At 73.9% G+C, this 12,929-nt stretch carries 12 protein-coding genes and 1 riboswitch; all 12 genes read left to right on the top strand.

Features of this window, described 5'->3' with window-relative positions:
* The first annotated feature begins 114 nt into the window (after positions 1-114).
* On the top strand, positions 115-933 hold the full coding sequence (locus tag AB0B29_RS29450) for an SDR family NAD(P)-dependent oxidoreductase (RefSeq protein ID WP_362244611.1): 819 nt from the start codon (positions 115-117) through the stop codon (positions 931-933).
* A gap of 110 nt (positions 934-1,043) precedes the next feature.
* On the top strand, positions 1,044-1,841 hold the full coding sequence (locus AB0B29_RS29455) for a VOC family protein (protein WP_362244489.1): 798 nt from the start codon (positions 1,044-1,046) through the stop codon (positions 1,839-1,841).
* Positions 1,842-1,979: 138 nt separating this feature from the next.
* On the top strand, positions 1,980-2,516 hold the full coding sequence (locus AB0B29_RS29460; protein WP_362244490.1) for a GNAT family N-acetyltransferase: 537 nt from the start codon (positions 1,980-1,982) through the stop codon (positions 2,514-2,516).
* Positions 2,517-2,539: 23 nt separating this feature from the next.
* Positions 2,540-4,051, top strand: coding sequence for an ABC transporter substrate-binding protein (locus AB0B29_RS29465; RefSeq protein ID WP_362244491.1), 1,512 nt, complete (start codon positions 2,540-2,542; stop codon positions 4,049-4,051).
* 74 nt (positions 4,052-4,125) lie between these two features.
* Entirely contained in the window at positions 4,126-5,946 is a 1,821-nt protein-coding gene (locus AB0B29_RS29470) for an ABC transporter permease subunit (RefSeq protein WP_362244492.1), read from the top strand.
* Entirely contained in the window at positions 5,943-7,235 is a 1,293-nt protein-coding gene (locus AB0B29_RS29475) for an MDR family MFS transporter (protein WP_362244493.1), read from the top strand. Before AB0B29_RS29470 ends, AB0B29_RS29475 begins: the two co-directional genes overlap by 4 nt.
* A gap of 219 nt (positions 7,236-7,454) precedes the next feature.
* Positions 7,455-8,927: a serine/threonine-protein kinase gene (locus tag AB0B29_RS29480; RefSeq protein ID WP_362244494.1), complete on the top strand. Its 1,473-nt coding sequence runs from the start codon at positions 7,455-7,457 to the stop codon at positions 8,925-8,927.
* 129 nt (positions 8,928-9,056) lie between these two features.
* Positions 9,057-9,241, top strand: a riboswitch (cobalamin riboswitch).
* 30 nt (positions 9,242-9,271) lie between these two features.
* Positions 9,272-9,979: an energy-coupling factor ABC transporter permease gene (locus AB0B29_RS29485; RefSeq protein WP_362244495.1), complete on the top strand. Its 708-nt coding sequence runs from the start codon at positions 9,272-9,274 to the stop codon at positions 9,977-9,979.
* Positions 9,976-10,344: an energy-coupling factor ABC transporter substrate-binding protein gene (locus AB0B29_RS29490; protein WP_362244496.1), complete on the top strand. Its 369-nt coding sequence runs from the start codon at positions 9,976-9,978 to the stop codon at positions 10,342-10,344. Before AB0B29_RS29485 ends, AB0B29_RS29490 begins: the two co-directional genes overlap by 4 nt.
* Positions 10,345-10,350: 6 nt before the next feature.
* Positions 10,351-11,100: a cobalt ECF transporter T component CbiQ gene (gene cbiQ / locus AB0B29_RS29495; protein ID WP_362244497.1), complete on the top strand. Its 750-nt coding sequence runs from the start codon at positions 10,351-10,353 to the stop codon at positions 11,098-11,100.
* A complete protein-coding gene (locus tag AB0B29_RS29500; protein WP_362244498.1) occupies positions 11,097-11,951 on the top strand; it encodes an energy-coupling factor ABC transporter ATP-binding protein in 855 nt (284 codons plus the stop codon). The genes cbiQ and AB0B29_RS29500 overlap by 4 nt, the downstream gene beginning before the upstream one ends.
* A 281-nt stretch (positions 11,952-12,232) precedes the next feature.
* Positions 12,233-12,889, top strand: a complete 657-nt coding sequence (locus AB0B29_RS29505) for a maleylpyruvate isomerase N-terminal domain-containing protein (RefSeq protein WP_362244499.1) — start codon at positions 12,233-12,235, stop codon at positions 12,887-12,889.
* The last annotated feature ends 40 nt before the right edge of the window (positions 12,890-12,929 follow it).

Below are 12,929 nucleotides of genomic sequence, written 5' to 3' on the forward strand. Positions count from 1 at the left end.
GAGGCCGACGTCGCGCCGGCGGTACGGAAACCGCCGGACGGTGAACCACGGCCCGCGGGGCGGTCGGATGATCGACTTAGAGTGGTCGCCATGACGACACACCCCACCCCGCCCATGGAGCCGACCCAGCCGAGCGGGGCGATCCCGTCGCCCCGCTCGTCCCGGGCCTACCTCTCCGAACTGTTCTCGCTGGAGGGCCGGGTCGCGGTCGTCACCGGCGGCAGTTCCGGCATCGGCCGCGCCATCACCGACGCCCTCGCCCGCGCCGGGGCGAGCGTGGTGACCGTGGCCCGCGGCGAGGCCCGGCTGGCCGCGACCGCCGAGGAGTTGACGGCCCTCGGCTGCCGTGTCGCGTGGGTCGGCGCGGACCTGAGCACCCGCGAGGGCGTGCGGACGGCCGCCGAGCGGGCGGTCGAGGTGTTCGGGGAGCCCGACATCCTCGTCAACAGCGCCGGGATCAACCTGCGTCCGCCGATGGACGAACTCGGCGAGGACGTCTGGGACGCCACGATGGCCGTCAACCTGGAGGCGCCGTTCCTGCTGGGGCAGCGCTTCGGCCCCTCCATGGCGGAGCGCGGATACGGGCGGATCATCCACATCAGCTCGCAGCAGGCGCACCGCGCGTTCGTCCACAGCGGCGCGTACGGCGCCTCCAAGGGCGGACTGGAGGCACTGGCGCGTTCCCAGGCCGAGGCGTGGTCGCCGCGCGGTGTCACCTGCAACCTGCTCGTGCCGGGCTTCGTCATGACACCGCTGAACGCGCGGCTGTCGTCGGACCCGGAGAAGGTGAGCGCCCTCGCCGCCCGCACGATGATCGGGCGGAACGGGCTCGCCGAGGACTTCGCGGGCGCGGCGGTCTTCCTGGCGAGCGCGGCGTCCGCCTACGTCACGGGGCAGTCGGTGTTCGTCGACGGCGGACTGTCCGTCCACTGAGCCCTCCCTCCGCGTCCGCCGGGTCCCCCGAACGGACAGCGACCGAGGGGCGCCGCCCGGTTCCCGGTGTCACGCTGGGCACACAGGACCCGCGGAAGGGAAGCATCGCCATGATCACGACGGAGTACGTCCCCGGTTCCCCCTGCTGGCTCGACCTGGGCGCTCCGGACGTCCGGGCCGCCGCCGGCTTCTACGGCGCCGTCCTCGGATGGGACTACGAGCCCATGGGCGAGAGCGAGGACTTCGAGGGCGGGATGTTCAAGAAGGACGGCAAGACCGTCGCCGGGCTCGGCAAGCTCACCGAGGAAGGCGCGCGTCCGGCCTGGATGCTCTACTACAGCGTCACCGACGCGGACGCCACGACGGAGGCCGTGCAACAGGCGGGCGGCACCGTACGGGTCGCGCCGATGGACCTCGACGACTGGGGCCGGATGGCGCAGTACACCGACCCGCTGGGCGGCCAGTTCGCCGTCTGGCAGCCGGGCACCAACAAGGGTCTGGAGCTGGTCGACCAGCCGGGCTCACTGTCGTGGACCGAGCTGTACACGACCGACGCCGCGGCAGCGCGGGGGTTCTACGGCTCCCTCTTCGGCTGGCAGTTCAGCGACATGCCACTCCCCGGCGGCGGGGGCACGTACACGCTGATCACCCCCTCGGGGCTCTCCGAGGACCGGATGCACGGCGGACTCATGCAGCTCGGCAAGGAGGACCTGGCACTGACGGGCGGGCGACCGTACTGGCACCCGGTCTTCGCCGTCGGCGACTGCGACGCCGCGGTCGCCCAGGTCGCCGCGAACGGCGGCAGCGTGCAGATGGGGCCGGCGGACATGGAGGGCGTCGGCCGGCTCGCCGTCTGTCTCGACCCGGCGAACGCGGACTTCGTGGTGCTCGCCCCGTCCGAGGCCTGACGCCAGGGCACGAGCGCCCGGCCCGAGTCCCCGCGGGCCGGGCGCTCGCCACCGATGCCCCGATCACCCGCATGGCGAGCCACCATCGGGAAGCGGGCCACCGGCCACCGCTCACACCTTCTTGCATATGATGCGCAAATGCGTGAGTACAGCATCAGGGAAGCCACGCCGGGCGACATCGACGGGGCCCGGGCGGTGATGCTCGACGCCGTGTACCGCGACTTCGGCACGGGCTACGTGCCGCGCTGGCACGGCGACATCATCGATCCGGTGCCGTTCTACGTCACGCCGCCCCGGCACACCCTCCTGGTCGCCGTGGACGAGCGCGACGGGACGGTGGCGGCCACGGCGGCACTGGACGCACGCGGCCCGGCCCACCCGCCGAATCCACAGTGGCTGGCCGAGCGGTTCCCCTCGGGCGAGACGGCACAGCTGCGGCGGGTGTACGTGCGCCCCGAACACCGGCGGCGCGGGCTCGCACGGCAACTGGTGGACGAACTCCTGGAGTTCGCCCGGGCCGACGGCGGTTACCGGTCCGCCTACCTGCACACCTATCCGCAGTCCCCCGGCGCGATGGGCCTGTGGGAGACGCTGGGCAAGGTGGTGTGCGACGAGCGGGAGGAGGTGCCGGGCGGGGGCAGCGGCGTCGTGCACTTCGAGATACCGCTCGCTTAACGAAAATGGTATTCATATACATTATGAGAATCCCCCGCCGCCGGCTCACAGCCGGCCTGCTGCTGTTGCCGCTGCTCGCCGGCTGTTTCGCGTCCTCGGGTGACGGCTCCGCCGAGACCTCGGACTCCGCCGGCTCCGGTGACGGCGGACGGCTGCGCGTGGCCCTGGCCTTCCCGCCGACGCAGAACTACTCGCCGTACGGGTACGACGCCTACAACCTGTCCCGGCTGGGGGTCGCCGAGGGGCTGACCCGCCTGGACGCCAACGGCACAGCGGCACCCGCGCTCGCCGAGTCCTGGAGCAGCGAGCAGGGCGGCGAGAGCTGGCTGTTCACCCTCCGGGACGCGAAGTTCCAGGACGGTGAGGACGTCACCGCCGAGGCCGCCGCCTCCGCCCTCACCCACGCCGCCGCGGCGAAGCCGGCACCCGCCGCGATATCCGGCGTGAAGCTGACCGCCGAGGCCGTCGGCGAGAACCGGGTGCGGGTCTCCACCGGCGAAGCCGACCCGGTGCTGCCGCTGCGGCTGACCAACCCCAGCCTCGCGATGTTCTCCCCGAAGGCGTACGGGAAGAAGGGCACGGTGAACGCGGTCGGCACCGCGACCGGCCCCTTCGAACTCACCGAGGTCACCGGTGACCGGTCGGCCGTGCTGAACCGTTTCGACGGCTACTGGGGCGGCCGGGCCCAGGCCTCGGGCATCGACGTCCGGTACGTCTCCGACGGCACGGCCCGCGCCAACGCCCTGCGCACCGGGGACGTCGACCTCGCCGAGGCGGTCCCGGTCGCCCAGGCCGCCTCCCTGGGCAGGGGCACCGTCCACGCATCGAGCACGGCCCGCAACACCAGCCTGTACCTCAATACCGGGTCCGGCGCCTTCACGGACGCCGGGCTGCGGGCCGCCGCGCGTGCGGCGGTCGACGGTGCGACCGTCGCCGAGGGTGTCTACGAGGGCTCGGCCGAACCCGCGCAGGGCATCTACGGCCCGGCCCTGACCTGGGCCGCCGGCAAGCGCCTCCAGCCGTCCGGGAGGGCCGCGGCGACCGACCCCGACGGCAGGAGCATCACCATCGGCACCTACAACGACCGGCCCGAACTGGCGGAGACCGCGCAGGTGCTGCAACAGCAGCTGGAGAAGGCCGGGTTCGAGGTGAAGCTGGAGGTGCGGACGTACGCGCGCCTCGAAGGGGATCTGCTGGACGGGAAGTTCGACGCCGCCGTCGTCGCCCGCAACATGATGACGGACACCGGCGACCCGGTCACCGTGCTCGACAGCGACTTCACCTGCGACGGTTCCTACAACCTGGCGTTCCTGTGCGACCGGGACGTCGACCGGCTCGTCGCGACCGCCCGGACGGAGTCCGACCCCGTACAGCGTCAGGACGCCGCCATGAAGGCGGAGGCCGCGATCCTCGGTACCGACGCGGTGATCCCGCTGGTGCACCTGAAGGCCGTCACCGGGGTCCGGCCGTCCGTGCGGGGCGCTCGACTCGACCCGTACGAGCGGGAGCTCGTCGGCGTGGGGACGCGGCCCTGAACACCGAGACCTCCCTGACGACCCGGGGTCTGACCGCCCTGCGCGCCCTCGCGCGGGGCGGTGGCCCGACGCTGATGTGGCGTGCCGTGCTCACGGCCGCCCTGGTCGGTGCGATCGGCCTGCTGCCGTGGTTGTCGCGTACCGACCCGGCGTTGACCGTCCTCAAGGCCCGCTCCGCGGACCGTGACCCGACACCGGAGACCCTGCACGCGATCCGCGCCGAACTCGGTCTGGACGACGGACCATGGGCCCTGCTCGCCCGCTGGCTGGGCGGCCTGCCGCACGCGGACGCGGGCTCGTCCTGGGTGTCCGGCGCCCCCGTGCTGCCGGGTGCCGTGCAGGCGCTCGGCGTGTCACTGCTGCTGATGTGCGGGGCGCTGGTGGTCGCCGCGGGCACGGCCGCCGCCGTCTGCGCCCCCACCCTCAGGCTCGGCGCGCGAGGCCGTCTCGGCGCGCGTCGTCCCGGCGGGACGGCGACCGCCGTGCTGGCCTCCCTGCCCGAGTTCCTCGTCGCCTCGGTGCTGGCCTCGGTGATCGCCGTGCAGCTGGGCTGGCTCCCCGCTCTGGGCTGGTACGGGCCGCAGTGGATGGTGCTGCCCTCGCTCGCCCTCGGCCTGCCCGCCGGCGCGGTCCTCGGCCGGATGCTCGACGACCTGCTGCCCGGCGCGTTCGCGGAACCCTGGGCCAGGGCGGCCGCGGCACGCGGTGTTCCGCCGAGGTCGCTGGCCCGGCAGGCGGTGCGCCGCTGCGTGCCCGGACTGCTGCCCAACCTGGGGCTGTTCGTGGTGGGGCTGACCGGCGGATCGGTCGCCGTCGAGCAGATCTTCGACATCCCGGGCCTCGGCCGGCTCACCCTGCACGCCGCACTCGCCCAGGACCTGCCCGTCCTGCAGACCGGCACACTCGCCCTCGTGCTCCTCGCGGCGGCGGCGGGGCTCCTCGCCCGGATCGCCGCCCGGCTGCTGATCGGACCGGCGCTGCGCGACGGCGCCCTGGAGTCCCTGCACCGGCCCCGGCCCCCCGCGCCCCGGACGCTCCCGCTGCTCTACGGGGGACTGCTGACCGCCGTGATCGGGGCCGGTCTCCCCCGCGACCCGCTCGCCCTGGACACACTCGCCCGGCTGCAAGCCCCCTCCGCGGAGCACCCCTTCGGCACGGACGCGCTCGGCCGGGACGTCCTGGCCCGGATCTCCCACGGGGCGGTGACCACCCTCGGCACCGCCCTCGCGGTGAGCGCCGCCGCGCTCGTCACCGGGCTGCTGCTGGGGCTCCTGCCGAGGCTTTCCGGGCCACTGGTCGACACGCTCAGTGCCGTACCGCCCGTACTGGCCGGGCTGCTCGTCACCGGCATCGCCGGGAGCGGCCCCTGGACGCCCGCGCTCGCCGTGGGCGTCGTGGCCTGGTCCCCGCTCGCCGCGCACGCCTCCTCGCTGCTGCGGCAGGAACGGGCCACGACCCATCTGGTCGCCACCCGGGCGCTGGGCGCCGGCCGCTGGTACCTGCTCCGGCACGAACTGCTGCCCGCCGTCGTGCCCCCGGTCGCCCGGCACGCCCTGCTCCGGCTGCCGGGTGTCGCGCTGAGCCTCGCCGCGCTCGGCTTCCTCGGCCTGGGCGCCCAGCCGCCCTCCCCCGAGTGGGGCCTGCTGCTCTCCGAGAACCAGCCCTACGCCGAACGGGCACCGTGGGCCGTCCTCTTCCCGGCCGCCGTGCTCGCCCTGCTCGGGGCACTCGCGGTGACGGCCGCGGGCGGGGTACGGCTGCCCAGACGGCGCGCCCGGCCCGCGGATCCGGCCGTCCCACCCGTCGGTGAGGGCGTGCCGGCCCCGCGACGGCACCCGGAGCGCCCCGAGGACCTCCTGACTCCCGTGTCCGCCTCACAGACAGACGAACGATGACCGACTCCGCTTCCAGGGTGCCGACCCGCAAGGCCGCCCGTGCGACCCGCGCCGAAGGCCGTGACGGCACGTGGCGTCTGATCAGGCGGCTGTCGCCGCTGCTGCGGCTGCTGATCCTCACCCAGCTCGCCTTCAACATCGGCTTCTACGCCGTCCTGCCGTTCCTCGCCGAGCACCTCGGCACCGCGATCGGCATGGCGGGGTGGCTGGTCGGGTTCGTGCTCGGGCTGCGCACCTTCAGCCAGCAAGGGCTGTTCGTGGTCGGCGGCTGGCTCGTCGACCGGTTCGGGGTCCGGCCGGTCGTGCTGGCGGGCTGCACGCTGCGGATCGCCGGGTTCGGGTGGCTCGGCTTCGCACAGACGGGCGGGGCCGTGATCGGTGCGGTGCTGGTGATCGGTTTCGCCGCGGCGCTCTTCTCCCCCGCCGTGGAGTCCGAGGTGGCCCGCCAGGCGGTCGTGTGGGAGGAGGACGGGCACGGTCCGCGCACCCGGGTCCTCGCCCTGTTCAGCGTGGCGGGCCAGGTGGGGGCGTTCGTGGGGCCGCTGCTCGGCGCGCTGCTGCTCGCCGTCGACTTCCGCACCGCCTGTCTGGCCGGTGCCGGGGTCTTCGTACTCGTCCTCGCCGGGCACCTGTGGCTGATGCCGCAGCACATCCCCGGCCGGGTCCGCGTGCGGGAGCGGGGCGGGGTCCGCGCCCTGCTGCGCAACCGTGGCTTCCTCGTCCTGTGCTGTGCGTACGGCACCTATCTGCTCGCCTACAACCAGCTGTATCTGGCCCTGCCGGACGAGGTGCAGCGCGCGGCGGGCTCCCAGGCGCCGTTGTCGTGGCTCTTCGCGCTGTCCTCCGTGCTGGTGGTGTTCACCCAGCTGCCGGTGACCCGCTGGGCGGGCGACCGGCTGGATCTGCGCCGCTCCATGACCGCGGGACTACTGCTGATCGCGTCCGGTTTCGCGGTGGTGGCCGCGGCCCGTCCCGGCGGCTGGACGGGCACGGCCGGGCTGCTCCCGGCCGGGGGTTTCGTGATCTTGCTCACCGTGGGGCAGATGCTGGTCGTGCCCGCCGCCCGTGCCTGGGTGCCCGACCTCGCCGAGGAGGGCCGGCTCGGGCTCTACATGGGTGCGCTGTCGTCCGTCTCGGGTCTGATCGTCCTGGCCGGCAGCGCGGCCACCGGCTTCCTGCTCGACCTGGGCCTGCCGGCCGCCGTGCCGTGGCTGGTCCTGGCGGCCGTACCGGCCCTGGCGGTGGCCCTGTTGCCGCACCGGGAGAAGGAGGCGGGCGCGGCGGCCTGACGCCCGGCGGCCTCCCGCGGCAACCGGGCACCGGGAGTGTCACCCCGGCGGGCGACTCCTTCGCTCGGGCGTTTCCGCGTCGGGGCTGCCCTTGCGAGGGCACGGCCGCGGAGATCGGGGGCCGTGCCGCGCCAGTATCCTGGGTCGGCTGCGGCACCCCCCGTCAAGCCCCGTGCGCAAGCGGGGAGTTCGGCCCGCGGCGACGACCTTCCCCTATGCGTGAGACGAGGACGAGTGCTGCTAGCGGGCCGCTACCGGCTGGATGTGGAGATCGGGCGCGGTGGAATGGGAGAGGTCTGGCGCGCGTACGACGAGACGCTCGCCAGAGCGGTGGCCCTCAAGCTGCTGCTGCCCCAGGACACCGATGCCACGGCGACCTCCCGGTTCCGTCTGGAGGCTCAGACCGCCGGACGTCTGAACCACCCCAACGTGGTGGGTGTGCTGGACTTCGGTGAGTACGACAACCGGCTGTACCTGGTGATGGAGCTGGTCGAGGGCGACAGTCTCGCCGGGGTGCTGACCGGCTCCGGCGCGCTGCCCGCCGAGCGGGTGGCCGTGCTCGCGGCGCAGGCGTCCGCGGGGCTCGCCGCCGCGCACGCGCAGGGCATCGTGCACCGGGACGTCAAACCGGCCAACCTGCTGCTGGACGCGGGCGGCACGCTGAAGATCGGCGATTTCGGCATCGCACGGTTCCTCGACGACCCCGGTGCCGCGCTCACCGCCACCGGCCAGATCATCGGCACCGGCCTCTACCTCGCGCCCGAGCGGGCCCTGGGCAAGCCCGCCGGGCCGGCCTCCGACATGTACTCCCTGGGTTGCGTGCTCTACCAGCTCCTCAGCGGACGACCGCCGTTCGAGGCCGACACCGCCGTCGCCCTGCTCCACCAGCATCTCGACTCGGCTCCCGTGCCACCGCGCGAGCTCGGGGTCGCCGGGCTTCCGCCGGCGTTCGAGAACTACCTCCTAGGTCTGCTCGCCAAGCAGCCCGAGGACCGCCCCACCGCCCAGCAGGCCGCCGAGTGGTTCGCCCAGGGCGCCTGGCGGGGCCTGCCCGAGCCGCTGCCGGAGGTCTCGAGGCCGCTGCGGCCGAACAGCGCGTCCAGTGCGATGCCCGCCGGGCCGGGACCGTACGCGACCGCCGAGACCGGCAGCCCGACCACCTACGCGCTGCCCGCCACCACGGGTCACCGCACCGCTGCCCGGGCTGCCCAGACGGGGCGTTCGGGCCGCTCGCGCGGGCGCGGCGGTCAGGGCAACCGGTCGAAGCTGGCCGCGACGGCCGCCGCCGCGGCACTGTTCGTCGCCGCGATGCTCATCGGCATGCGCTGGTTCTCACCCGAGACGACCGCGGAGGGGACGGAACCCGACGCGTCGCCGAGTGCGAGCAGCCCCGCCGCCACGCCGTCCACCGACTCCGCCACGTCCGACTCCTCCGATCCGCAGACCGACCCGGCGGCCGGCCCGGCGGCCGACCCGGGGCCGGCCGACACGCCCGCCACCGGCACCGTGGCCGATGTCACTCCGTCCACGCCGCCCCCTTCCCCGACCCCTCCCGCGTCCGCGCCGGACGTCGCGACTCCGACGCAGGAAGCGGTCGACGGCGGCCCCGGGCAGCCGAAGCCGGAGAAGCCCCGCCAGGCCGGGGAGGACGGGGAGAGCGACGACGGCGGGGACGACGGGGGCGACGACTGACAAGGCCCGGCATGCCGTGCGGCGAAGCCCTGTGCGGAGCGTGTGGACCGGCCGGGGGATGCGCCGGTGTGCGAACGGGCGCCCCCTCGCGCGCCCCTTGGGTGGCTTGTCATCGCCCTTATCCCGGCCTTATTGTCACCAGGCCTTGGTGAACGGGAAATCCGGTGTGATGCCGGTGCGGCCCTCGCCACTGTGAATCGGGAAGTCCGGCTCCGGCCCTCACGGGCAGCCACTGGGTCCTTGCGACCCGGGAAGGCGGAGTCCGGGCGGTGGTACCCGTCAGCCAGGAGACCGGCCAAGGCGCGTCAACCATCCACGAGGTGCTGGAGAGGGTCTGCTGAGCCATGCACATAGCCGAGGGTTTCCTTCCTCCGGCGCACGCGGTCGCCTGGAGCGTCGCGTCGGCGCCGTTCGTCGTCCACGGAGTCCGGTCGCTCACCCGTGAAGTGCGCGAGCACCCCGAGAGCACCCTGCTCCTCGGGGCGTCCGGCGCCTTCACGTTCGTCCTGTCCGCCCTCAAGCTTCCGTCCGTCACGGGCAGTTGCTCGCACCCCACCGGCACGGGCCTGGGCGCCATCCTGTTCCGGCCGCCCATCATGGCGGTGCTGGGCACCATCACCCTGCTGTTCCAGGCGCTGCTGCTGGCGCACGGCGGCCTGACCACGCTCGGTGCCAACGTCTTCTCCATGGCGATCGTCGGGCCCTGGGCCGGATACGCCGTCTACAAGCTGCTGCGGCGCTCCAACGCGCCGCTGATGGTGGCGGTGTTCTGCGGCGCGTTCGTCGCCGACCTGTCCACCTACTGCGTCACCAGCGTGCAGCTGGCGCTCGCGTTCCCCGACCCGGGCAGCGGATTCCTGGGCGCGCTCGGCAAGTTCGGTTCCATCTTCGCCGTCACGCAGATCCCGCTCGCGATCAGCGAGGGCCTGCTGACCGTGCTCGTGATGCGGCTGCTGGTGCAGTCCAGCAAGGGCGAACTGACCCGGCTGGGCGTGCTCCTCGCCCGGAAGCAGGCGCGCACCGGGACCGAGACCGAGGTGGCTGCCCGATGAAGCGGAACACGAAGATCAACCTGCTGCTGCTGTTCCTCGTGGCCGCCCTCGCCGTGCTGCCCCTGGCGCTCGGTCTCGGCGACCACAAGAAGGAGCCGTTCACCGGCGCCGACGCCGAGGCCGAGACGGCGATCACCGAGCTGAAGCCGGACTACGAACCGTGGTTCTCGCCGCTTTACGAACCGCCGTCCGGTGAGATCGAGTCGGCGCTGTTCGCCCTCCAGGCGGCTCTCGGCGCCGGTGTCCTCGCCTACTACTTCGGCCTGCGCCGGGGCCGCAGGCAGGGCGAGCAGCGGGCGCTGGAGCGGGAGGCCGACGGGGCGCTCCCGGGCGCCGCCGGGAAGTCCGCCGCGGAACGGGACTGAGCCCGGGTGCTGCCGATCGACGCGGCGGCGCACAGCAGTCGCTGGCGCCGCCGCCATCCCGTGGACAAGGCCGTGCTCGGGCTCGGTCTCACCGTGCTCGCGATCTCCCTGCCGCCCTGGCCGGGCGCGGCCCTGGTCCTTCTGACGGCCCTGGTCGTGCTGCTGGGGCCGGCCGGTGTGCCCGGGCGGCGGTTGTGGCGGGCCTACCGGGTGCCGCTGGGTTTCTGTGTGACCGGCGCGCTCACGCTGCTCGTCCAGGTGGGCGGGCCAGGGGGGTTCGTCTCCCTCGCCGGCGACGGGCCGCTGCGGGCCGGGGAGTTGCTGCTGCGGACCTCGGCGGCCTCCCTGGGGGTGCTGCTGTTCGCCTTCACCACGCCCATGTCCGACCTGCTGCCCCGGCTGGTCCGGGCCGGGGTCCCCGCGGCGGTCGTCGACGTCGCGCTCGTGACGTACCGGATGAGCTTCCTGCTGCTGGACTCCATGCGGCGCATCCGCGAGGCCCAGGCGGCGCGGCTCGGGCACACCGGCCGGGCCGCGGAGTGGCGGTCCCTGGCCGGGCTCGGCGCCACCGCTTTCGTCCGGGCCTTCGACCGGGCCGGACGGCTCCAAGCGGGGCTCGCCGGGCGCGGCTACGACGGCACCCTGCGGGTCCTGGTGCCCGAGGCCCGGGTGTCCGTCCGTTTCACGGCGGCCAGTTGCGCGCTGCTCGCGGCGCTGGCCGTCCTCACCCTCGTACTGGAAAGGCCGCTGACATGAGCGAGGCCGCCCTCGTCGCCCTGCGGGGCGCGTCCTTCGCCTACGAGGACGGCCCGGTCGTGCTCAGCGGCCTCGACTTCGAGATCCGTGAAGGCCGCGCGCTGGCGTTGCTCGGCCGCAACGGCAGCGGCAAGACCACGCTGATGCGGCTGCTCAGCGGCGGCCTGAAGCCGCACCAGGGGCAGCTCACGGTCGAGGGGCGGCCGGTGGCGTACGACCGCAAGGGGCTGACCCGGCTGCGGACCACCGTGCAGCTGGTGGTGCAGGACCCGGACGACCAGTTGTTCGCGGCGTCCGTCGAGCAGGACGTGTCCTTCGGTCCGCTGAACCTCGGCCTGGACGACACGCAGGTACGGGCACGGGTGGCCCAGGCGCTGGCGGCCCTGGACATCACGGCCCTGGCCGACCGGCCCACTCATCTGCTCTCCTACGGACAGCGCAAACGCACGGCCATCGCGGGCGCGGTCGCCATGCGGCCGCGTGTCCTCGTCCTGGACGAGCCGACGGCCGGGCTCGACCCCGACGGCCAGGAGCGGCTCCTCACCGCTCTCGACGGACTGCGGGCCGCCGGCACCACGGTGGTGATGGCCACCCACGACGTCGATCTCGCCCTGCGCTGGGCCGACGACGCCGCGCTCCTCACACCGTCCGGTGTCCGCACCGGGCCGGCGGCCACGGCACTGGCCCGCACGGATCTCCTCCGACAGGCGGGGCTGCGTCTGCCGTGGGGTGCCGCGGTGACCCGACTTCTGAGGGCCCAGGGGCTGTTGACGGCAACGGAGCCGGGCCCGCGTACTCCGGACGAGCTCGCCGTGCTCGTGGGAGGGCGGCTGCGGGCGTCGGGCGGGTGAGAGTGACGCGGCGGTGAGCACGGCCTCTCCCGGGGGCGGCGCCAGGGGAAGCCGCCACCGAGGCACGGATGCTCACCCGGATCCGCGCCCTGCCGGCCAAGGCGAGGCACGGTGACTCCCCCATCCGCGCCCTGCCGGCCAGGCCAGGCACGGTTACTCACCCCCGTCCGCGCCCTGCCGGCCAGGGCGGAGGCGACCGGCGCGGGCGGTTCTCGCACCATGGCGCGGCGCCGGCCGAAGCGCGCTTGCCCGGCGTCGCCGCACGGCACTACGTTGCCGGGGTGGATCTCTTCTCCCGCACCTGGTCGGCGTTGCGCGCGGCCGTGGCCGACCTCTCCGACGAGGACTTCGGGCGGCCCTCCGGCTGTACGGGCTGGCTGGTGCGGGACCTGGTGTGCCATCTGATCGTCGACGCCCAGGACGTCCTGATCACCCTGGCCACCCCCTCCGACCGGGAGCCGACCCGTGACGAGCTCACGTACTGGGACGTCTCGGACACTCCGCCGACCGGTGACGACCCGCTCGACGCGCTGACCGTCCGGCTGGCCGCCGCGTACGAGGATCCGGGCCTGCTGAAGTTCCATCTGGACGACGTCGGCTCCGCCGCCGGGCGGGCGGCCCTGCTCGCCGACCCGGCCGGCCGGGTCGGCACCCGTGACGAGGTCCTCACCGTGAGCGACTTCCTCTCCACCTATGTCATGGAGTGGACGCTGCACCACCTCGACCTGATCGCTCACGTGCCGGGCGCGAAGCCGCCGCCCGCGGAGGGGCTCGTCCGGTCCCGGGACATGCTGGAGCGGATCTTGGGGGGCCCGTTCCCGGCCTCCTTCCCCGATGCGGACGCACTGCTGATCGGCACCGGGCGGCGCGCCCCGACCGGGGCGGAGCAGGCCGACCTCGGTGACCTGGCCTCCAGGGTCCCGTTGTACCTGGGCTGACCTTCACGGTCGCGAAGCCGCTGTTCGCAGGGCCGCCGTC

The sequence above is a fragment of the Streptomyces tibetensis genome, from assembly GCF_040647715.1.
Classification (GTDB): Bacteria; Actinomycetota; Actinomycetes; order Streptomycetales; family Streptomycetaceae; genus Streptomyces; species Streptomyces tibetensis_A.